At 60.0% G+C, this 21667-nt stretch carries 16 protein-coding genes and 1 tRNA gene; 4 read left to right on the top strand and 13 right to left on the bottom strand.

The genetic code is table 11. The features are described from left to right. Positions 1–314: 314 nt before the first annotated feature. Entirely contained in the window at positions 315–1337 is a 1023-nt protein-coding gene (locus LDN82_RS09465; protein WP_224167146.1) for an AraC family transcriptional regulator, read from the top strand. Between the two features lie 110 nt (positions 1338–1447). Here the strand turns inward: LDN82_RS09465 and LDN82_RS09460 are convergent, their stop codons facing one another. From LDN82_RS09460 to LDN82_RS09450, 3 genes are all read right to left on the bottom strand, one after another. Continuing rightward, positions 1448–1801, bottom strand: coding sequence for a hypothetical protein (locus LDN82_RS09460; RefSeq protein ID WP_224167145.1), 354 nt, complete (start codon positions 1799–1801; stop codon positions 1448–1450). A gap of 293 nt (positions 1802–2094) precedes the next feature. Beyond that, positions 2095–2625 carry a C40 family peptidase gene (locus LDN82_RS09455; RefSeq protein ID WP_224167144.1) on the bottom strand — a complete coding sequence of 177 codons (531 nt, stop codon included), beginning with the start codon at positions 2623–2625 and terminating at the stop codon, positions 2095–2097. 1343 nt (positions 2626–3968) lie between these two features. Beyond that, complete coding sequence (locus LDN82_RS09450; protein ID WP_224167143.1) at positions 3969–4868, bottom strand: sigma factor; 900 nt, start codon at positions 4866–4868, stop codon at positions 3969–3971. A 182-nt stretch (positions 4869–5050) separates the two neighbouring features. On the opposite strand from LDN82_RS09450, the gene LDN82_RS09445 reads away from it, so the two are divergent. Then, complete coding sequence (locus LDN82_RS09445) at positions 5051–5374, top strand: helix-turn-helix transcriptional regulator (protein ID WP_091466822.1); 324 nt, start codon at positions 5051–5053, stop codon at positions 5372–5374. Here the strand turns inward: LDN82_RS09445 and LDN82_RS09440 are convergent. From LDN82_RS09440 to LDN82_RS09415, 5 genes are all read right to left on the bottom strand, one after another. Then, entirely contained in the window at positions 5328–5834 is a 507-nt protein-coding gene (locus LDN82_RS09440; protein ID WP_224167142.1) for a hypothetical protein, read from the bottom strand. The two genes, LDN82_RS09445 and LDN82_RS09440, sit on opposite strands and share 47 nt — an antisense overlap. A gap of 455 nt (positions 5835–6289) precedes the next feature. Further along, positions 6290–7090 (bottom strand): alpha/beta fold hydrolase, encoded by an 801-nt coding sequence (locus LDN82_RS09430; RefSeq protein WP_224167140.1) that lies wholly within the window; start codon positions 7088–7090, stop codon positions 6290–6292. A 376-nt stretch (positions 7091–7466) separates the two neighbouring features. Next, on the bottom strand, positions 7467–7925 hold the full coding sequence (locus LDN82_RS09425; RefSeq protein WP_224167139.1) for a hypothetical protein: 459 nt from the start codon (positions 7923–7925) through the stop codon (positions 7467–7469). Beyond that, entirely contained in the window at positions 7922–8938 is a 1017-nt protein-coding gene (locus LDN82_RS09420) for a hypothetical protein (RefSeq protein WP_224167138.1), read from the bottom strand. Before LDN82_RS09420 ends, LDN82_RS09425 begins: the two co-directional genes overlap by 4 nt. A gap of 184 nt (positions 8939–9122) precedes the next feature. Continuing rightward, complete coding sequence (locus tag LDN82_RS09415; protein WP_224167137.1) at positions 9123–9422, bottom strand: hypothetical protein; 300 nt, start codon at positions 9420–9422, stop codon at positions 9123–9125. A 437-nt stretch (positions 9423–9859) separates the two neighbouring features. Here LDN82_RS09415 and LDN82_RS09410 point away from each other — a divergent pair, with 437 nt between their 5' ends. Beyond that, the gene (locus LDN82_RS09410) at positions 9860–11302 is read left to right on the top strand and encodes a hypothetical protein (RefSeq protein WP_224167136.1); all 1443 of its coding nucleotides are present in this window, start codon (positions 9860–9862) and stop codon (positions 11300–11302) included. A gap of 505 nt (positions 11303–11807) precedes the next feature. On the opposite strand, the gene LDN82_RS09405 is transcribed toward LDN82_RS09410, so the two are convergent. Both LDN82_RS09405 and LDN82_RS09400 read right to left on the bottom strand, forming a co-directional pair. After that, positions 11808–12890: a site-specific integrase gene (locus LDN82_RS09405; protein WP_224167135.1), complete on the bottom strand. Its 1083-nt coding sequence runs from the start codon at positions 12888–12890 to the stop codon at positions 11808–11810. Between the two features lie 134 nt (positions 12891–13024). Then, positions 13025–13106: transfer RNA gene (locus LDN82_RS09400), tRNA-Leu, on the bottom strand. Between the two features lie 198 nt (positions 13107–13304). Between LDN82_RS09400 and LDN82_RS09395 the strand changes: the two genes are divergently transcribed. Then, on the top strand, positions 13305–13910 hold the full coding sequence (locus LDN82_RS09395; protein ID WP_216923235.1) for a response regulator: 606 nt from the start codon (positions 13305–13307) through the stop codon (positions 13908–13910). A gap of 127 nt (positions 13911–14037) precedes the next feature. Here LDN82_RS09395 and pyk read toward each other — a convergent pair whose 3' ends face one another. From pyk to gltB, 3 genes are read right to left on the bottom strand one after another with little or no spacing between them, the layout of a single operon-like run. Continuing rightward, positions 14038–15528: a pyruvate kinase gene (gene pyk, locus LDN82_RS09390; protein ID WP_224167134.1), complete on the bottom strand. Its 1491-nt coding sequence runs from the start codon at positions 15526–15528 to the stop codon at positions 14038–14040. 55 nt (positions 15529–15583) lie between these two features. Continuing rightward, complete coding sequence (locus LDN82_RS09385) at positions 15584–17041, bottom strand: glutamate synthase subunit beta (RefSeq protein ID WP_224089680.1); 1458 nt, start codon at positions 17039–17041, stop codon at positions 15584–15586. Further along, complete coding sequence (gene gltB, locus LDN82_RS09380) at positions 17034–21647, bottom strand: glutamate synthase large subunit (RefSeq protein WP_224167133.1); 4614 nt, start codon at positions 21645–21647, stop codon at positions 17034–17036. Before gltB ends, LDN82_RS09385 begins: the two co-directional genes overlap by 8 nt. Positions 21648–21667: the final 20 nt, after the last annotated feature.

Genomic DNA, 21667 nt, shown 5'->3' with positions numbered 1-21667 from the left:
AGGCTGTCCATACTCCGCTGGCTGATGGTGGCTGCAGTAGATCGTGTGGTGCCGGTGGAGGCGACCAGTCACGCATTCTTGTTTGATCTGATTTGACTAGTTCTGAGGCTGGTGACCCGGGGGCCTCGACAATTGTTGGACCGTGATTCACGGGAAGTGGTTACTGGTTCACCTCCAGCGCGGGCTTAGAACTTTTCGGCTTGGCATATTCTGCTGCGATGGTCCGGTTACCGGACCATCGTGGTATTATCCGGCCAAAGGGCGGTGGACGGGGCTCCACGCATGCTCTTGACTGTATCGGAAGGGCAAGGCAAGTGGAGGATATATCCCAGCAGCCCGGCTTGAGCTGGCTTCACCGTACGGGAGGTCGATTTTATAGCACTGTCAATCCGGACGAGGCCCAACAAGCCATCGAGAGAACCTATGCGCGTTCAACTTTGGTCGTTAAAAAGGGCCTGGTTGATTTCTCCTTCAAGCTCCGCGTGGCTGAATTACCGGGCATCAATCTGGGCCGGATCCGCTTCGGCAGCGACGTGAGCGTGACCGCACCACCGCCGTCGATATATGTCGTTTGCTTCGCACCGCATGGCGCCCTTGAGATCCGATCGGGCCGTAGTAGCCAGATTGTCACCAGCCTGAGAGGCGCCGTCATCGACCCGGAACAGATCTCGTATTTTGAGAACTGGAGTCCGGACGCTGAGTTGGTGTCGTTGCGAGTGGACCGCGCCCTGCTTGACCGAATGCTCACACAATTGACCGGTAAGGCACCGTCAACTGGGATTCGATTTCAACTAGACTTGGACCCGACTCGGACGCGAAGCTCCTCTCTAATTCGTGCTCTCCAGATGCTGCAGGCGGAGTCCCGTGACCCCGCCGGTTTGGCTGCGGAGCCGAAGACTGCATCCGTTCTGTCTGAACTTTTGGCGACTTCGCTTCTGGTATCCCAGCCCCACAACTACTCGGACGCCATCACTGACCGCGGAAAACCTGCCCCACCCACAGCGATCAGTGTAGTCAGAGAGCTCATTGACAGCGATCCTATGGCAGTCAATACCGTTGGCGACCTGGCTGCTCGCGCCCATGTCAGCGTGCGCTCCCTCGAGGACGGTTTTCAGCGGTACCTGGACATCGCACCGATGGCCTACCTGCGGAACGTGCGGCTCGCCAGGGTTCGCGCAGACCTACTAATCACGAATCCGCATGAACATACTGTGGCATCAATTGCCCGCCGATGGGGATTTCAGCACCTTGGACGCTTCGCTAACGTCTACCGACAACAATTCGGAGAACTTCCTGGTGAAACTCTCTGGAAGAACGTCCGCTCCGGCAGAGTTTGAAATGGGTCAGATCGAGACGAACTCCCGTGGCGCGTAGGCGCCGGAGCGCAACTCGGCTCGCAGGACGTTTTTCCAACTCGCTGCCTAAGAGACCAAGCGGGCCCTCCGTCTTAAGCCTGACATTGAAAGACGAACGGCAGCAGCAAGAAATGTGGCATTACTCCCCGGAGGCCTGCCAGCTCAGCCACCATAAGGGTCCACATCGGCTGCCCGCTCATCGGTTGAGCAGCACGCTGGCCATCCCCGCCCATCTGCAGAAAGCGAGACGTTGGACTGCACGAAGCGCCTCCGACCGGTTCCAGGCCCAGCACCACATCGGCACCGCTGGTGCCCAGGTAGAAGTTCAGCGCCTCGACAGCAGGAGCCGGCACGGTGTCTCGACCTTCCGCACGGCTTTCGGACGGAACGCCGGGATCGCTGTACCGGTAGGGGCCGACGGCATTCGCGACGTCGTAGGCAGACACCTGGTATAGCCTCGACCTGGTGACCCGCTGGGACTGGGGTCGTCAACCCATCTCGCCCGTGATGCATAGGCACGGCCTGAAGATCGCCAGAGCTCGCACCAACTCTCAAGTCCGGGAAGGGTGGAGACAGTTCCGTCTGAACGGCCGCTGCTAAGGCATGCGGCGCGGCAGGTCCATGACACCCATCCCCTAACTTTCGCCAGGGACACGGCGGTGGGATGCGTGTCGCTTATGTCACTCGAAGGAAAGAGCACATCGCGTCTGACCTTGAACTGGCACGGTTTCGGCCTAGCCTATTTCACTAAAAGGTCGAAATAGGCCGTACCCGGATTCCAGTCGATCGGATGCAACAAGGTTCCCGCTGAAGGGTTGAGTGCGCTGTACATCATCCCGTCACCCGCGTAGATGCCTACATGCCCCCAGTTGTAGGGACCCTGAGGGTTCTGCACTACAAGGTCCCCGATTTGTGGCCTGGCCGTCATTCGTCCAACTCGCCACTGCTCTACTCGTGGCAGTTCGATTCCAACTTGACGATAAATCCATTGCACAAAGCCGGAACAGTCCCAGGCTTTGAAAGCCGTACCACCCCAGATATAGGTGCCGCCTACACCAGCTTGGGTGAAGCGCAGAATGTCCTGTCGGATTTGAGGCAGACCCTCTGCAGAGACCGAATCTGGCCGGCCGCTCTCCACTGCCTCGCACGTCGGGGCGGGGGCAACACCCTGAAGCAGATCCACGATGGCCGCCGCCTGTGGTTCCCATCGAGCATAGAGCTCTGGGAACGCTGAGACTTGGACGGCTTGGGCAGCTTGCCCTTTGCTCATGGCCGACCAGCCTGGCACATCCAGCAAACCTCGAGGACTACCGTGATTCGGTCCAGACGGCCCTCCATAGAATGCTCGTGCGTTGTAAGAAAGATCCATCAGCTCCGCAACGGTTCCCCATCCGGCCGCTGGCCGCTGCTGTGCCGAGCCTACTGAGTCGTGGTCGCTCCCGACCCCGTCATGAGGAAACTGAAACGACGCAGGGACATTCGCGTTGGCGAGCATCCTGAGGGTCGACTCCTGAAGAGACATCATTATTGCGATCACCATCGCCCCACGAGGAAGGCCAAGTTTCTTCCCGACGGAAATGTACCCCTGGGCCACAGCAATCTGTCCTGCGGAGAGTCCAACGGCTTGGCCATCCGGCCTAGAGCCACTGTTCTCGAGGACGCTTTGTGTGACAACGCCGCCGCTTGAGACGCACCCGACAGGTGATTCCGGCTTGTCGCCCGCAAGGGCTAAAGCGACAGCACTGACGACAACACCCAGAGAAAGCACGATGACGAGAACGACGGCGGTTGCAGTCCGAACGAGCGTTCGGCGCCTGGCTACGGCCATCACCAAAGCCGGATGCGCCATCAGTAGACGATCCTGCTAGTCGATGCGTAGAAACCGACCATTTGGCATCGATCAGGCGGCGCGGTCGCTGCCGGCGGGCAATTGGCCATGACACTGACCGGCGCTGTGTATGAATTGCTGCTACTGACTGTCTGGTCAACGACCTTGAGTCGAACCGTGCAGACATGAAGCCCCAGCCACGGAGCCGGACGTTCACGAACTTTTACGAGTTCGTTGTCGCATGCGATGGATTCGAACGTTGCTACCCTGTAGGCACCTTGGCCCGCAAGCGAAGCGAAGGACCCCGCGTTTATGCCCGTTGCCTCAAACTCCTGGACCAGGACCGCCAGTGGATTTGATCCGTCAGGGAGGACGAACCACCAACCCCGAATTCGAGCGTACACATCCGAATAGGACGAACTTCGGGTGTCCCAGCTATAGATAGCCACGGCGGCCGCGGAAGCAAGCGCGCGATAATCGGCCGTGACAGGCGGAACGGACGCCGGCGCCTTAGAGAGTGGAACTGACGTCGTTGGTTTCGGCGCATTCGTCGGGGAAATGCTCGGCCGAGACGTATGCGTTTGAGGCTCTGCCGATGGGGCACCCGTCCCTTTCGTTGACGGCGACTCTCGCGGTCCAACTAGGAGAAGAAGGAGTGCGCCGAGGATTATCGCCAATGCTAGGCAAAAGATCCATCGACGAGTTGCTCGCCCTCGCAATGCAGATTCAGCCATGTTCGCCTCCTAGGCCTGTTCATGGCTCGGCATACAAATGGGCAACATGACTCAAACTGTCGAGGTCATAGAGCTGCGAATGACTCGCCATGCCGTTTGATATAGGCGACGGGCAGTACCGACTTGAACTGCCACATATCGATCAGTCACTTTGAACTCCTGGGCAACCGCGGCTATGGCAACCTGCCGTTCGACGCCGTGATGTTCGGGCAGAACGATTGCTTCTGCCACTCCCCGCAGCAGCGGACTCGGCAGACAACCAACGGCGTGCCGGCAGAGACCGGGCATGTCGTGCACAGCTTCAGGATCTACATCCAACGCTTGGCTTATTGTCTTTGCAGTCTGCCGAACCGCGGTGACCGCATTCCAGCGGCGACGGTCTTGCGGCGACGGAGGGGCGTATCGTCGCGGCTCGGTAAGGCTGCCCACTGCGAGGCGCCACACCGTAGCTGACACAGCGGCCCGAGTCAGTCCCAGAACCATGTGCGCCCATTCTTGATCGATGATCTCCTCGGCTTCTCGGCAATCACGGGACACAACCAGCACCGTTAGCTGCTGGAGAATGTCCGAGCTCTCACCGTTGCCCGGATCCAAAAGCAGCGGCAGCGTCTTGTGGCCGAGTTCCCGGCGGACGTGCGCGGCGCAGACATTCCCAGTGACGCCTTGCACCCAGGCCTCGAACGGAACTCCAGCGATCTGTCGGTAGTTTCCGCGTGTCACCCCATCCCACACGGCCACCCTGATGTCTTGCATGACATCGTCTACGTCGCATGAGCGGCCGATCCGAGCCAGGTGCGAGACGACGTACCGTCGCACGCCTTCGACTGCTCCCATCATTTGGTCGATGGGTACTGTCAGGGTGGGTGTCACCGGACTCAGCAGCGAAATGTCCACTGGGGATGGGTTTGAGTTCTTTATGTCAGCGTTGCCCGCCAGGTGTTCCAGGCTCATGGCTCTCACCGCTTCGACTAACGGATTCGAATATCTTCAGCGTCACCAGATGGGGCGACTCGACGTGGCTAGTAGCGATCTGACCACAACACAAGCTTCTAACAAATATTGTCAAAGATAATTAAAGTATCGTCAAGACTCCAGTTCTTACTTTTTCCATGTTGTTCAGCAAGAATGGAGGCATGCCACGGATCACGCAGCCTCACGACGACGCCTGGTCACCCGACGTCGAAGACGCCGTGGCGACGTTCGGAAACCGCTCGCGGAACGAGATTCTGAGGTTCTTGACGGCAAACGGTCCTGCGTCCAGGGGGGACATTGTCGCAGCTGTCAGCGCCGGCGAGCCCAGCGTCGCCAAACATCTCATCGCACTGGAGCAGGTCGGGGCGATTGAGGTCGATGTGGAAGCCGGACGGCGCCATGGCCGCTCCCCCCGTTACTCGGCCAATCCTGCCCGCATCAAGGAGTTACTGGACGCCCATCTTCGGTATGTCCTGGAGGAGTAGCTGCCGCCCGCTCGCCATTCGGATGCAAGCCGATGTCCTTATTTAGATACTCGGAGATCGCGCGCAGCGTTTCCGGTGAGACATCACCGAGCGTCCTAGCGGCGAATGACTTCACCCGCGCGGCCCTCAAAGACTTCACAAACTCCAACTGCGAATCGATGCGTTCTGGGATGTCGCCTTCGACGCCGTTCAGCAGATAGGAGGGATCGACGTCGAACATCTCGCAAATAGCGGCGAGCAGCTCCGGGTCACTAACCAGGCGCCCTGTCCCATCCTTCATGTAGAACCATCTGGCTCTGGAGATCTTGACTCCTCGAGCTCTGAGGCCGGCCTCAATCTCCCTGAAAGTGACGGGCGAACCCCTCTCGGCCACGACGACATCGAGCAGCAGGTTTAGTCGGCGGGCGAGAGTGGCCTGCGGTGACAATTCGCCGTTGCGGCTCGCGTCTCGTGCCGGCATGCTCCACCTTCCCGGCTGCCTCGTTCGATGAAAATGCTGATGCATTGCCATCAGTATTCCGCGAGCGCAGTGACTAAACAATCGACTGCGCATTGAATCTGTTCCTCTGCCTGCATGAGGCGTATCCTGATGCTGTAGACCCGTCTACAGCAAGCATCCTCCACAATCCTGAGCCGTGGTTTGAATGTCGACATCCATCTTGATGAACCGAACACGGAGCCAGATCCTTCGCTTCCTTATCAGAAGCGGACCATCCTCCCCTGGCGTGTTGGCGTCAGGACTTCAGGCTTCGCGAGCAACGGTTCGGCGTCATCTCCTCGTCCTTGAGTCGGCCGGTTACGTTCAGGCTTTGGCCGACCAGAGTTACTCCGCTGATGTCTCACTCGTCGAGTGCCAGCTCATGGACCTAGCGGCCCAGTACTCAGTACAAGTACCCCCTACGATTGCTCTGCCGCTTATTCAGGACTAGCGCAGGCCAACGGGAGACTGTGGAACCACTCCTCGACCGATCGCTCCCATTTTTCGGGGTCGACATTCCACTCCAAAGAGTGCCCGTCAGCTTCAAACTCCACCAACCTGATGAGGTCTGGCCTCAGGCTGGCAGCTTTCTTGGATGCTTCGAAGGGTGTTGTGTCGTCTTTCTCCCCATGAAGGACCAATATCGGCTTTTTCAGTTCGGCTGCTCGCGTCAGCCAGTCCAGGGAATCGAGACAGATGGGTTCACCAAGGCCGGTCACCCATCGGAGGGCCTTGGATCGAAGAATGCTGAAGCCCAAATGCACGAGCGGCCGAGGCAACCCTGCAGCCTTGGCATTCGCAGCCAGTGTGGTTCGCCAGTCGAAGACGGGCGCGTCGAGAACCATCCCGGCTATTCGTGACGAGCTCTGCGACAGGGCCGTTGCTTGAAGGGCGATGGCCGCGCCAAGTGACCATCCAAAAAGGATAATGCGTTCAGCGCCTTTGCTAATGGCGTAGTTGATGGCGGCCTCGACGTCGCGCCACTCGCCTTGGCCGAGGCTGTAGCGGCCATCGTAAGACGGCGGGGCGTCGCCGTCGTTGCGGAACGAGACTACCAGCGACGTCAGTCCCAGGCGTCTTGCGACCGGGATGCCGCGAAGAGTGCCTGCCCGCTTACCGCCCATGCCGTGGATATGGATAGCCCAGGTCGTTTGCGCCTCGTCACCGGCGGGCAGGTCAAATCTCCATGCTGGGGCGACACCGTTGTCGACTGGAATCTCAACGTCTTGGTACGGCATACCAAGTTGCTCCGGTTTCGAGTAAACGTACCCACTCCAAATACCTGCCTTGGCTTGTTTGAGGTCCACCGATTCCACTCGCTCAACCACCCGGACCACTGTGTTTCGGTCGGGGTGGGAGTCAACGACCGGTCCGAGGCAAGCGTGGCCTGTCCCCTGCTCAAACCAAAAGCTGTATCGTCCCGGTGCCCTCGTTTGTTCCGTATCGGGAAGTTCGATTTCTAGAGATCCGTCTCCGTCGGTGTGCACGGACCGAACTTGCAAACTCTCACGACGGCTGTATTTTGGCACGACGACTTGACGAGCGAAGTACGCTGCACCGGCGACGCCTGCAAGCAAAACCCCGAATACAGCAAGACCTCCTACCTCCAAAGCCCTACGACTGGTTGCTGTCGGCATCGCCGACCCCCTTGGCCCTCTTGCGTTCGTCGATCACTTGGCGGAGCTTCACCAGGGTTTCCGGAGAGATCCCCTGCAACTGACGAGCGGCGAAGTTCCGCACACGTGACTCACGCAGGGCACGAAGAAGTTCCAGCTGAGCGTCTACAACCCTTGGTATCTCACTGGCATCGTCCAAGAGGTAATCACGGTCCACTCCAAAGAACTCTGCAAGGTTACGCAGCAGCTGGGGATCGGTCGCCAATGAGCTATCCCCGCTGCGCATGTAGGCCCAGCGGGAGCGGGAAAGCGGCGTCCCACGCTGACTCATATGCCGATTGATCTCTGGGTAGGTCAACGCCTCTGACCCCGCGGCCTCATAGAGGTCAAGAAGGAGGTTGAGCTTTCGCGCCAATCTGGTCTGAGGAGTTTCGGAGGAAGTGGCATCATCCGTCATGTCGCCCGCTCCCCCTTCCGTCGACGAACTGGAACTTGGCGCACGATCGGTCCCGCCAGGTAATTCTCAGCAGCGTTCAAGACATTGAGGTCATGGATGTCCAAGGAGCTGCCTAGACCCGGCTCGACCAACAGTGCGTCCTGTACTTCAACAAGCATTCTATGGAGTCTTTGGGCCCGGTCCTGTTGGCTGATCACTTCGGTGTCTCGCACGAGCCGAACGTCTTGCCGCTTCTTTGTTGTCTTGTCCCAGATTTTCGTCAGGCCTTTTACTAGCTCCTCCTCGGTCGCGGATTGCCTGTGGCGGAGAACTCGACGTGCCACAGGCGGGATAGCGAGACCGACGCAGAGGAATGCCATTGCGGCAACGACCGCTGCATCGTAAATAGGCGAGACCGCACGCATAGCATCCAGGCGCCCTTGCAAATGCAGAATGTCCATTACCAGCACTAGCAATACAAGGAGAACGGCAAAACTACAGCCAACCCCAATGCACGTAAATGCCGTGCGAAAGTAGGGCCTTAACATGTCGCCACGAAATCGGAAACACGTAACACCGGTGACGCTAACCACGTAGCCGATATATACGAACTGGATGGACGAGTAGAGGGCGGCAGACCACTGATCACCGAAATCCAGCATGAAACGAGTCGAACTGCCCTGGGTGACGATGGCACTGAAGCTGGCTACAAGGCCCATTGTCACCACGACCAAGAGAACCATGCCAGCACTGTCTCGTTTCTCGACCGTCTCGTCCGGCGTCGCCGCGCGAATGATTGCTCTCGAGAGAAAGTAGATCCCAACGACCATCGAGACATTGGCCAAAAGGTCAACGAAATTACGACCGTCCACGAGAGAATCGATGCCAAGGTAGACCGAATCGATGTTCAGCGTCAGTGCTACCGAAATCGTGATGGCCGCCGTTAGCACGCTGTGATCACGTCGTCGCCACATTCCTGGCAGGAGGCAAACGACGAGTAACCAAATCAGTGCTGCGGCCACAATCTGGATCATTCGAAAACCCTCTCGAACGATCTTGGCTCCCTGGCGCTGTTCCTGATGGCTGCTGCGAACAGATCCGCAAGCGATTCCGCGGCCGCTTCCAAGTCATCAGTGAAGCTGCTCCGGGCCAACACACGAGACACCAGTCCCACCGGAAGGTTCGGGAACAGGACTCCTATGTAGTCCGCTGGGACGACTATTTCGTCGTGAAGACCATGTGCCCGAGTTCGTGCAGAACGAACTGTTGCCGGTGCAGCCCAGAAGGACTAATAGCATGCAAGATGATTTCAACTTCGTCCGTGGACAGCCACAAGCCGCAAATCGAACCGCCATTCAGAGCTCCGGCAGCTTCAATCTGTATCGGCCGATGTCTGACACCTTCGACCACTTCTACGAGTCGTTCCAGGTTCAGGTGGGTCGGAAGCGCCAAAGAATAGAAGGCGTTCGCGGCGCGTTCGGCCGGCGATTGTCGTGAGGGATATGGGTTGTTGTTCATGAGCATCCCCAGTGATGCGTCTCTTTCGATTCGCTGGAAGCCCAATGCAGATCAATCTTTGCTGAGCCGCTGCGAACCCTCAAAACCATTGAACTCTCATGCTCTGGACATGTCCAGAGGCGTGATCAGTTCGCGGGCCCAGATTGGAGTGAAGGCTGTAGCGCCCGTACGGGAGCACTTCGATCCCGGCCACAGCGTCGGAGAACGTGTCCGTCCCTGAACGCCCCCAGCGGCCCTCCGGAGGATTGCGTCATCACCTCAGGCCAAACCACTAAGACCGGCGGATGATTGGCCCAGCCAATTCTCGAACCACTGGCGGCTTCGATCGTGTCCCCCGCAGTGAGGCAATCCCCGGTGTCTGTGCGAATGGCGCCAAGTGCGGAGGGACACAGCCGATCTCCGTCGATCACCGTGTGTGCGCATGATTGAGTCGATGGGTGCTGAACAATGAAGCAATGATTGCTTTACGCGCTTACCAGAATCAGGCTCCACCAATTGGAGGCCTTTTTGACGACAGTGTCGCTCGTCACCTTCTCGTGGTCTTGGACGTAGACACAGTGGATCTTGGCGCGGACGACTCGGCTCTGCTGGCCGGACTCTTGGGGCATGAAGCCATCGAGGTCTATCGCTTCTCCGACGAAGGAGTGCCTGCGTCGGCGCAGACCTTAGACTCGAATTTCTGGGGCTCGGCTCCCGTGGGATGGCTGAAGGTGACCCGAGACGAGGAAACCAGCCCTTTTCGCTCGCATGGTGTTCTCCGGAGCAACGGCAAGTCCGTTCGTTCCTCTGCACTAAGCGGCGACATCGTAGCCGCCATTGCACGCGGGATTGCGGAGATGCGCAACGAGGGCCTCGCCATGGAGTACACGCCAGAAGCACTTATGGTTGCTGCAGCGGAGGAAATAGGTGCCGACATCCTTATCACCCGCCGTCAGGGGCTGCACTCACTGCGCTCTACCTTCGTGCGCGGGCTCACGATTGTCGACGTGGCGGACGCTATATCGATAGGGGGACTGTTCCTCCGCTCCCGCGGCGAGTACTCGCGGGCGATCTTTCCGCAGATCACAGTCGATTCCAACAAGACGATGTTCTACGAGTCTTCTGTCTCTCTGTTCCTTCCTCACCAAATAGAGATTCTCCGCCGGAGTCAACTCCTGGCAGCTGACCGCAAAGAGCCGGAAGCGGTTCGTCTCGCCGCTGCTGCATTTCGCCGAATGAGCCGCAGCATCGAGCGGCGAGATCAGATCTGGCAGCTGATATGCCGCCCACAGGACATTGACACTGCTGAAGACATGCTTGCACTTTACGAAGCACTTCTCACGTCACTAATGGGTGCTATCGACGCAACGGCGCGGCTCGCGAACACGATCTATCAGCTGCCTGTACCCATGTACCTGGTCGCTTGGCAAAGGAAGGACTGGGCGAAAGAGCTAAAACTCCGCGCATCCCAACTTTGGAGTGCATACTACGAACATCCCGAGCACGAGTTTGTATTGACCACGCTGCGTCTTCTCAGAAATACGATCCATGCTGAAGGTCTGGAATCCATAGCTGTGAGCGAGAGGCACCGAGTCGTAGCCACTTGGATCGAAATCCCACCTAGCGAAGGAAAGGAAATCGCAGAAACTGCCTCGCAAACAGCGGATCCAGACGAATGGTCTATTCAGACCACAGACGGTGGCCGCTTCTATGCTGACCCCGGTCCCATGATGGACCGACTGATTCTGTCCATATTGACGCTCCTAGCCGATGTGCAGTTAGTTCTTGTCGCGGATCTACGTGATCTCACAGTGACGCCTCCTTTGAAGAACGATACATTTTTGGACGCTGAAGCCGTCGACCAAGCCCACCGTTATCTCTTAGGACTTGGGCCTGTGTGAGGGCCTATTTGCCAACTTTCCCTTTCATACGTCTGAACATGATCTTCGCTAGAGGTGGCCTTTCTTCCTGGTCGGCTGCTGAACATGGAATGGGGGGTGTGGTGACCTCGGAGGGGGCCACAGTCACCGCGCAAAACATATTTTTCCGTTCCATCATGTCCGATGCCAAGAACTCTGAAATGAACTGTCACGGCCGGCAAACCGAATGGGCGGACTCACATGGACTTGGAATTCTTCGAACCTGCGGAAGCTGCAGCACTCATGCGCTGCAGCGAAGGATGGCTGCGGGACGGCGCTGCTGCTGGACGGTTCCCGCACGCTTGTTGGGGCAAGGGCAAGATTGTCTTCACATCTGAGCACATCGCAGAGATAGCAAGACTGAGCGAAATCTTGCCCAGTGGAAACCCAGCGACGGCTGCAGGCGGCGGCGCAACCGGCACCCGACTAATCGGCACAAGAGCCCGAAATCGCCTCGTCTCGTGAGCGAGCAAAAGGACCGACAGTCTTACTGCATGAACGCCGACACCGACCGCTCTGTGGCATCCGCCCCAGCCTGGAGAGCCTCCGGCATCAGGTGACCGTAAACGCCCTCTGTAGTCCGAGTCGACGCATGCCCCAACCGACGTGAAATCGTGAAGATAGGGACACCATCCTGGATCAGCCACGAAGCATGTGTGTGCCGTAAGTCGTGAATACGTGGATTCTTCCGCATGCCCCGGTTCTGGGCTGCTTTCACTGCAGGCACCCAGTAGTGGTGCCAGAACAACTTGTGCACGATCCGTTCCCCCTTCGGCGTCGTGAAAAGCAGTTCACTGCTCGGGCGCCCGGCCACCAACGGAATCAGCAGGTCAACCAGCGCGGGATTCAGCCCGATAGTCCTCTTACCGGCCCCAGTCTTTGTCGGGCCGATGTAAAACTGGTTCTGCCCATCCCGCTTCCACGCCTTGTTGATCCGAGCCGTGGCCGGTTTTCCTAACAAGTCAATGTCAGCGACAGTCAGCGCCGTGGCCTCCCCAAAGCGGGTGCCGGTCATCACCAGGAAGTTGGTGAAGTCCTTGTACCGCTCCCCCATGCCGTCCATGATCAATCCGAACTCGGCGTGGGTGAGGAACATCATCTCGTCCTCGGCCTTTTCGACGCTCGGCAGCTGCACGCCGCGGCAAGGATTGCGAGCGATGTAACCCAGCATCTCTGCTGTGTTCATCGACGCAGAGATCAGCCCATGCACATTCTTGATCGTCTTCGGTGAGCGCCCTTTGGCCATCATCGATTTCACCCAATAGGCGATCATCCGATAATCCAGCTTGTCGACGGGCACGTGGCCAATGACCTTCTTCACGTGGAGATCAAGCATCGTCTGATAGGTCTTCACGGTCCCGCTCGACGGCCGGATCAGAAGGTCGATGTGCTCCTGAATGACTTCGCCAACCGTCGGTATCTTCGCCCTGTTGTCCAGGAGGGCCTGCTGGGCGATTTCGAAAGACTGACCGTTCGCATCGAGCAAGCGTTTCAGGGTTTCAGCCTCATGCGCGGAGTCGACGGTGATGCCCTGCTGCTTCCGGACTTTGGGGTCGCGCCAGACCACCATGAAGGACGAAGTGCCGTCCTTTTTGACGCGTTTCCGGATACTAGCCACATAACAATGCTAGATCCGTGTCAACAGATTTGGGGGTTTTGTCAACAGTCAGGGGCCATATAGGCCCCTGACCTGCGACAATACAGTGCCCGAGGTGGGACTCGAACCCACACACCTTTCGATACCGCATTTTGAGTGCGGCGCGTCTGCCAATTCCGCCACTCGGGCGCGGATTACCGGGAAGTTAATTCTCGCTGACTGCCCTCATTCCTGTGAGCAACGCGATCCTTTCCCAGCACGCGAAACTACTCTACATGCAGATAGGCTAAATCAAAGAACCGGGCGCGCGAGTGCAACAAAATCATGTGCCGCAGCGGTCCACACTAAGATGGACATGAACCCGCCGAACCTTTTCAAGGAGATCCCGTGACCGAACAGACGGAGTCCACACCCGCAGCCCAGCCGGCCCGACGCGTCGTCGTAGCCGAGGATGAGACCCTCATCCGCTTGGACATTATCGAGATCCTGAAGGGCGAAGGGTACGACGTCGTCGGCGAGGCAGACAACGGCGAGAAGGCCGTGCAGCTGGCCGAAGAACTGAAGCCGGACCTCGTCCTCATGGATGTGAAGATGCCCGTCATGGATGGCATCTCTGCGGCAGAGAAGATCGTCAAGGCCCGCATCGCCCCCGTTGTCCTGTTGACTGCTTTCAGCCAGAAGGAACTCGTGGAGCGCGCCCGCGACGCCGGTGCCATGGCCTACGTTGTGAAGCCGTTTACGCCAGCTGACCTCATCCCGGCCATTGAGATCGCACTCTCCCGCCACGAGGAGATCAAGGCCCTCGAAAACGAGGTGTCCGACCTCCAGGAGCAGTTCGCCACACGCAAGCTCGTGGAGCGCGCCAAGAGCCTTCTCACCACCAAGATGGGCCTCACCGAGCCGGAGGCCTTCCGCTGGATTCAGAAGACGTCCATGGACCGTCGACTGAGCATGCGTGAGGTTGCTGAAACGATCATCAACCAGGTCAACTAGCACCAAGCAGCAAACGACGGCGGCCGGTCACCTACGCGAAAGGTGACCGGCCGCCGTCGTACCCTCTCTAAAGACAAAACAAAGTGGGCCCCGCCAACCGGCGGGGCCCACTTTCAAAACGAGGGGACTATGCCCTGGTCTTGCTCTTCTTTTCAGGCCACGGGCCCACAGGTTCCTTGCGCGACGCGTCAACCTTGGACGTGTCGGCGAGGTCGCCCACCTTGTGGACCTTCAGCGAGTTCGTGGAACCGGCCTGTCCGGGAGGGGAACCGGCAGCGATGACAACCAGGTCGCCTTCATCGACGATCTTCATGTCCAGGAGGCTGCGGTCAACCTGTGCGGTCATTTCGTCTGTGTGGCCCACGGAGGGAACCAGAACCGGCTGGATACCCCAAGTGAGGGCCAGCTGGTTCCACACGTGCTCAACCGGCGTGAACGCGAAGACCGGCTTGACCGGACGCAGACGCGACAAACGGCGTGCCGAGTCACCGGACTGGGTGAAGGTACAGATGTACTTTGCGTCCAGCTGGTCGGCGATTTCGACGGCGGCACGGGTGATGGCGCCACCACGGGTCTTGGGCTTGGTGCCCAGCGGGGGGACGCGCTCGAGGCCGTGTTCTTCGGTGGACTCGATGATCCGGGCCATGACCTTGACGGTTTCGATGGGGTACTGACCAACTGAGGTTTCGCCGGACAGCATGACAGCGTCGGCGCCGTCGAGAACAGCGTTTGCGCAGTCAGAAGCCTCGGCACGCGTCGGACGCGGGTTGTCGATCATGGATTCCAGGACCTGCGTTGCCACGATAACGGGCTTGGCCCAGCGGCGTGCCAGTTCAATGGCGCGCTTCTGGACGATCGGGACTTCTTCGAGCGGGAGCTCAACGCCGAGGTCGCCACGGGCAACCATGATGGCGTCGAACGCATCGATGATTTCGTGGAGCTGGTCCACGGCCTGGGGCTTTTCGATCTTGGCGATCACCGGAACGCGGCGGCCATCTTCGTCCATGATTTCGTGGACGCGCTTGATGTCGGAGGCGTCACGGACGAAGGACAAGGCAACCAGGTCCACGCCACGCTTGAGGGCCCAACGGAGGTCATCCTCGTCCTTTTCGCTCAGAGCGGGGACGTTGACGGCAACACCGGGCAGGTTGATGCCCTTGTTGTTGGACACCCAGCCACCGACGGTCACCGTGGCGACAACCTTGACGTCGTCAACCTCGATGGCGCGAAGGGCAACCTTGCCATCGTCGATCAGGAGGGCGTCGCCCACGTTGACGTCTTCGGTGAGGCTCTTCAGGGTGGTGGAGCAGATGTCCTTGGTGCCCGGGACGTCTTCGGTGGTGATGGTGAAGGTATCGCCGACAGACAGCTCGTGCGGACCATCGACAAAGCGGCCGAGGCGGATCTTGGGACCCTGGAGGTCAGCCATGATGGCTACGGGCTTGTGCAGTTGCGCCGCAGCCTTGCGGACATTCTCGTAGGTGTTGTCGTGCACGGAGTAGTCGCCGTGGCTCATGTTCATGCGGGCAACGTCAACGCCGGCTTCCAGCACTGCGAGAGTGTTGTCGTAGCTGGAGATTGCCGGGCCGAAAGTTGCCACAATTTTCGCGCGTCTCATATACCTACCCTAAGTAGTGTGCTGCTGATTGAGTTAAAGATCATTCCTGCCGGCGCTATAAGACCGCGATTGCCCGGTCGGTGGGGGCGACCGGTGCCGGAAGGATTGTGCTTCCCATGAGGAACTTGTCCACTGCCGCCGCGCATGCACGGCCTTCGGCGATGGCCCACACAATCAGGGACTGGCCACGTCCGGCATCACCGGCAACAAACACACCCTCGGTGTTCGTCATGTAGTAGCCGTCGCGGGCTACGTTGCCCCGACCGTCGAATTCTGCACTGACCTGCTCGGTGATACCGGACGGCTCAGCACCGGTGAAGCCGAGGCTCAGGAAGACGAGGTCAGCGGGAATGATCCGCTCGGTCCCGGCCTTCGGTAGACGCTTTCCGTCCACGAACTCCGTCTCGGCAACCTTGACGCCGGTGAGCTTGCCATTCTCGCCAACAAACTCCACGGTAGACGCCAAGTATGTACGTTCGCCACCTTCTTCGTGGGCGCTGGCGACCTCGAAGAGCGTGGGGAACGTCGGCCAGGGCTGGTGCCCTGCACGCTCAAGAGGCGGCTGCTTGCCGATCGCGAGCGTCGTAACTGAAGCAGCCTGGTGACGGTGCGCTGTACCGATGCAGTCCGCCCCGGTGTCGCCACCACCCAGAATGACCACATGCTTGCCACGGGCGTCGATGTGATTTTCCGGGCTCTCCCCCGCTACTACGCGGTTGGACGGAACCAGGTAGTCCATGGCGAAGTGGACACCTTCAAGGTCACGGCCCGGAATGGGCAGGTCGCGCGGAACCGTTGCACCGGTGGCGATCACAACGGCGTCGTAACGGCGGCGCAGCTGTTCCCAGGTCACGTCCGTACCGACTGCGACGCCGGTACGGAAGCGTGTGCCTTCGGCCTTCATCTGCTCCAGGCGGCGGTCAACCTGTTCCTTCTCCATTTTGAAGTCGGGGATGCCGTAGCGGAGCAAGCCGCCGATCTTGTCGTCACGCTCGTACACGGCAACCGTGTGACCAACGCGGGTCAGCTGCTGTGCAACGGCCAAACCTGCAGGACCGGACCCCACCACGGCAACCGTCTTGCCTGTGAGGCGCGTCGGAGGGAGGGGGTGGACCCAGTCGTTGTCGAAGGCTTCATCGATGATGGAAACCTCAACCTGCTTGATAGTCACGGCAGGCTGGTTGATGCCCAACACGCAGGACGCTTCACAGGGTGCCGGGCACAGACGGCCGGTGAACTCCGGGAAGTTGTTCGTGGCGTGGAGGCGTTCAATCGCTTCCTCACCCTTGTCCCGCCACACGAGGTCGTTCCACTCGGGAATGAGGTTGCCCAGCGGGCAGCCCTGATGGCAGAACGGTACGCCGCAGTCCATGCAGCGGCCGGCCTGGCTCTTCAGGACGCCCTTTTCCTGGGCCTCGTACACTTCCTTCCAGTCCATGATGCGGACCGGAACGGGACGGCGTGGCTGCGTTTCGCGCTGCCGGACTTTCAGAAATCCGCGTGGATCAGCCACCGGTTACCTCCAGGATTCGAGACCATACTTCTTCGCCGTCGGGGTCAAGGCCCTCTTCGATGGCGTCGAGACGGGTTTGCAGGACTGCGGCGTAGTCGCGTGGCAGTACTTTGGTGATGCGGGCGGCGGTGTCGTCGAAGTTCTCGAGCAGACGGCCGGCCAGGACGGATTCGGTTTCCTCGGCGTGCTTGGTGAGCAGGCCGTGGACGATGTCGCGGTCCTCGGCGTCAAGCTCCAGGAGCTGAAGTTCGCCGGAGTCCAGGGCATCCTTGTTGACGCGCTCATGCTGAAGGTCCAGCACGTAGGCGGTACCACCGGACATGCCTGCACCGAAGTTACGGCCGGTACGGCCAATGATCAGCGTTTGGCCACCGGTCATGTACTCGCATCCGTGATCGCCAATACCTTCGACGACGGCGGTGGCACCCGAGTTACGCACCAGGAAGCGTTCACCAACCTGGCCACGCAGGAACATCTCGCCGCTTGTTGCGCCGTAACCGATGACGTTGCCGGCAATGACGTTGCGCTCTGCCTGGAACACGTTGGTGCGGTCCGGGCGGACGATGATGCGTCCACCGGAAAGGCCCTTGCCGACGTAGTCGTTGGAGTCACCGTACATGCGCAGCGTGATGCCGGCAGGCAGGAAGGCGCCAAGTGACTGGCCGGCGGTCCCGTTGAGCGTGATGTCGATCGTGTCCGTCGCCAGCACATCGGTCCCGAACGTCTTGGTCACTACGTGGCCGAGCATCGTGCCCACGGAACGGTCCGTGTTGATGACGTCCAAGGTGATCTTGACGGGCATGCGGTCGCTGAGCGCTTCGGCGGCCATGGTGATGAGCCGCTGGTCGAAGTGCTTGTCCAGCTCGTGGTTCTGGGTGGTCATATTGCGCAGCGGCACGTCGTCGTCAAACTCGAGGCCGTGCAGGATCGGGTCCAGATCAAGGCCTTCGGCCTTCCAGTGGTCGATCGCTTCGCGGGTGTCCAGTACCTCGGCGTGGCCGATCGCCTCTTCGAGGCTGCGGAAGCCAAGCTCGGCAAGGATTTCGCGGACTTCTTCTGCGAGGAACTCGAAGAAGTTGACCACGAACTCGGGCTTGCCGTTGAACCGTGAACGCAGTTCCGGGTTCTGGGTAGCAACACCAACGGGGCAGGTGTCCAAGTGGCAGACGCGCATCATGATGCAGCCGGAAACAACCAGCGGAGCCGTTGCGAAACCGAACTCTTCGCCACCCAGGAGGGCGGCAATGACCACGTCACGGCCGGTCTTGAGCTGGCCATCCACCTGAACCACCACGCGGTCGCGGAGACCGTTGAGCATGAGGGTCTGCTGAGTCTCGGCCAGGCCGAGTTCCCACGGCACACCCGCGTGCTTCAGCGAGTTCAGCGGCGAGGCGCCGGTACCGCCGTCGTGACCTGAAACAAGCACGACGTCGGCCTTCGCCTTGGTCACGCCGGAGGCCACCGTGCCGATCCCGACCTCCGAAACCAGCTTCACATGTACACGGGCCGAAGGGTTGGCGCGCTTGGCATCGTAGATGAGCTGCGCGAGGTCTTCGATCGAGTAGATGTCGTGGTGCGGGGGCGGGGAAATGAGTCCGACGCCGGGCGTGGAGTGGCGGGTCCGGGCTACCCACGGGTAGACCTTCTGGGCCATCAACTGGCCGCCCTCGCCGGGCTTTGCGCCCTGGGCCATCTTGATTTGGATGTCGTCGGCGTTGGTCAGGTACAGGCTGGTGACACCGAAGCGGCCGGAAGCGATCTGCTTGATGGCAGAGCGGCGCTCCGGATCCAACAGACGGTCAACGTCTTCGCCGCCTTCACCCGTATTGGACTTGGCGCCCAACCGGTTCATGGCGATGGCGAGGGTCTCGTGGGCTTCCTTGGAGATGGAGCCGTAGCTCATGGCGCCGGTCGAGAAACGCTTGACGATGCTGGAGACGGGCTCCACTTCCTCCAGCGGCACGGCCGGACGGACGTCGCTCTTGAACTTGAGCAACCCACGCAGGGTCATCAGGTTCTCGGACTGATCGTCAACGCCCTTGGTGTAGGCCTTGAAGATGTCGTAGCGACGCTCACGGGTAGCGTGCTGCAGGCGGAACACGGTCTCCGGGTTGAAGAGATGCGGTTCACCGTCACGGCGCCACTGGTACTCGCCGCCACCCAGGAGCGGACGGTGCGGGTGCTCGATGCCGCCTTCGGGGTACGCCATCTGGTGCCGTGCCGAAACTTCCGCCGCAATAACGTCCAGGCCCACGCCACCTAGCTGGGAGTGCGTGCCCGAGAAGAATTCGTCAACGAGTTCCTGCGAAAGGCCCAGTGCCTCGAAAGTCTGGGCGCCGGTGTAGGAAGCAACAGTGGAGATGCCCATCTTGGACATGATCTTCAGGACACCCTTGCCGAGGCCCTTGATGAGGTTGTAAACGCCGTCTTCCGGAGTCACGCCCTCGACGTCGCCGTTGGAGATCAGCTGTTCAACCGATTCCATGGCGAGGTAGGGGTTGACTGCCGATGCGCCATAGCCAATGAGCACGGCAACATGGTGCGTCTCGCGGACGTCGCCGGCCTCAACCACGAGTGCCGTCTTGGTGCGGTTGGCACTGCGAAGCAAGTGGTGGTGGACGGCGCTGACCAGCAGGAGCGACGGAATGGGTGCCCATTGCGCGTTCGAGTCACGGTCGGACAACACAACGTACTGCACGCCACGGTTGATCGCGCCGGAAACCTGCTCACAGATCTCCGTCAGGCGGGCACGCAGTGCCGCTTCCCCACCCTCCGGACGGTAAAGGCCGCGTACCTTCATGGCGATGCGGTCGCCGTCGGCGTTTTCGATGTTCGAGATCTTGGCCAGTTGATCGTTGTTGATCACGGGGAACGGCAGGGAGATCTGCGGTTGGCGGACCTGCTTGCCATCCAAGAGGTTGCCGTTGGGGCCGATGGCGCACTTAAGTGACGTCACCAGCTCTTCGCGGATGGCGTCCAGCGGCGGGTTGGTGACCTGGGCGAAGGACTGCACGAAGTAGTCAAACAGCAGGCGCGGACGCTTGGACAGCACGGCGACCGGGGTATCGGAACCCATGGCGCCCAAGGGCTCGGCGCCTGTACGCGCCATGGGGCCGAGCAGAATCTTCAGTTCTTCGGTGGTGTAGCCGAAGGTCCGCTGCCGGATGTTCACCGATGCAGCGGTGTGGCGTACGTGCTCACGCTCGGGGAGCTCGTTGATGTCGATCAGGTTGTCCTTGAGCCATTCGGCCCACGGGTTGGCTGCTGCGACCTCGGCCTTGACCTCGGCGTCGTCGATGATGCGGCCGGCTTCGGTGTCAACCAGGAACATCTTGCCCGGGGCAACGCGACCCTTCTTGACCACGTTGGAAGGCTCGACCTCGATGACCCCCACTTCCGAGGCAAAAACAATCAAGCCGTCTTCAGTGATCCAGTAGCGTCCCGGGCGCAGGCCATTGCGGTCCAGCGTTGCGCCAACGAGGTTGCCGTCAGTGAAGGAGACAGCGGCGGGACCATCCCACGGCTCCATGAGCAGCGAGTGGTACTCGTAGAAGGCGCGGCGTGCAGGATCCATGGTGGCGTGGTTCTCCCACGCCTCCGGGATCATCATCATGATCGAGTGCGTGATCGGCCGGCCGGAGAGCCAAAGGAGCTCGGCTACTTCATCGAAGGAGGCAGAGTCCGAGGCACCCGGGGTGCAGATCGGGTACAGCTCTTCAGGGGTGTCGCCAAGCAGCGGGCTGGCCAGCTGCGACTGGCGTGCACGCATCCAGTTGCGGTTGCCCTTGACCGTGTTGATTTCGCCGTTGTGGGCGATGGTCCGGAAGGGCTGTGCCAGGGGCCACGACGGGAAGGTGTTCGTGGAAAAGCGTGAGTGGACGATGGCAAGCTTGGTCTTGAAGCGCTTGTCCGACAGGTCCGGGTAGAACGGCTCCAACTGTGCCGTCGTCAGCATGCCCTTGTACACAATGGTGCGCGAGGACAGCGACGGGAAGTACACGCCGTACTTGTTCTGGGCGCGCTTGCGGATCCGCCAGGCGCGGGAGTCAAGTTCGTTGCGCTCAAGCTGCTCGCCGGTAGCGGATGCAAAGAAGGGCTGCGAGAAGTACGGCATACATGCACGCGCCATGGCACCCACGAGGTCTGCGACCACGGGAACCTCGCGCCAGCCAAGGACCGTGAGGCCCTCGTCCGCCGCCAGCGCTTCGATACCGGCCTTGGCCGTAGCTGCTTCGCGCGATTCAGCAGGAAGGAAGGCCGTGCCCACCACGTACTGGCCCGGAGCGGGCAATTCGAATTCGGTGACGGCCCGAAAGAACTCGTCCGGAACCTGCATCAGCAGGCCCGCACCGTCGCCCGTACCTTCATCGGCGCCCACGGCGCCGCGGTGTTCGAGATTGCGGAGGGCAGTCAGAGCCGCTTCCACGATGTCGTATCCCGGTTCCCCGCGGAGCGTGGCAATAATTGCCAGGCCGCAGGCGTCCTTCTCCTTGTCCGGGTTGTAAAGACCCCGGGCCTCCGGAAGCGCAGCAAAGCGCTTGAATGGAGACATGGCACCCTGCGGTTCGATATTTTCGGACCAACCGGGGTTATGAAGATGGGTCATGGGAGACGTCCTTCCTCGTG

The sequence above is a fragment of the Arthrobacter sp. StoSoilA2 genome, from assembly GCF_019977195.1.
GTDB lineage: Bacteria > Actinomycetota > Actinomycetes > Actinomycetales > Micrococcaceae > Arthrobacter.
The sequence above is the reverse complement of the archived record's forward strand: the minus strand, read 5'-3'. Positions and strand labels throughout refer to the sequence as shown.

What these genes read in the sequence shown, in the direction of transcription:
- LDN82_RS09415 (WP_224167137.1), bottom strand. Translation starts at nt 9,422, where the DNA reads ATGAACAACAACCCATATCCCTCACGACAATCGCCGGCCGAACGCGCC.
- LDN82_RS09450 (WP_224167143.1), bottom strand. Translation starts at nt 4,868, where the DNA reads ATGAGCCTGGAACACCTGGCGGGCAACGCTGACATAAAGAACTCAAAC.
- LDN82_RS09455 (WP_224167144.1), bottom strand. Translation starts at nt 2,625, where the DNA reads ATGAGCAAAGGGCAAGCTGCCCAAGCCGTCCAAGTCTCAGCGTTCCCA.
- LDN82_RS09440 (WP_224167142.1), bottom strand. Translation starts at nt 5,834, where the DNA reads ATGCCGGCACGAGACGCGAGCCGCAACGGCGAATTGTCACCGCAGGCC.
- LDN82_RS09430 (WP_224167140.1), bottom strand. Translation starts at nt 7,090, where the DNA reads ATGCCGTACCAAGACGTTGAGATTCCAGTCGACAACGGTGTCGCCCCA.
- LDN82_RS09405 (WP_224167135.1), bottom strand. Translation starts at nt 12,890, where the DNA reads ATGGTGGTCTGGCGCGACCCCAAAGTCCGGAAGCAGCAGGGCATCACC.
- gltB (WP_224167133.1), bottom strand. Translation starts at nt 21,647, where the DNA reads ATGACCCATCTTCATAACCCCGGTTGGTCCGAAAATATCGAACCGCAG.
- LDN82_RS09420 (WP_224167138.1), bottom strand. Translation starts at nt 8,938, where the DNA reads ATGATCCAGATTGTGGCCGCAGCACTGATTTGGTTACTCGTCGTTTGC.
- pyk (WP_224167134.1), bottom strand. Translation starts at nt 15,528, where the DNA reads ATGAGACGCGCGAAAATTGTGGCAACTTTCGGCCCGGCAATCTCCAGC.
- LDN82_RS09425 (WP_224167139.1), bottom strand. Translation starts at nt 7,925, where the DNA reads ATGACGGATGATGCCACTTCCTCCGAAACTCCTCAGACCAGATTGGCG.
- LDN82_RS09445 (WP_091466822.1), top strand. Translation starts at nt 5,051, where the DNA reads ATGCCACGGATCACGCAGCCTCACGACGACGCCTGGTCACCCGACGTC.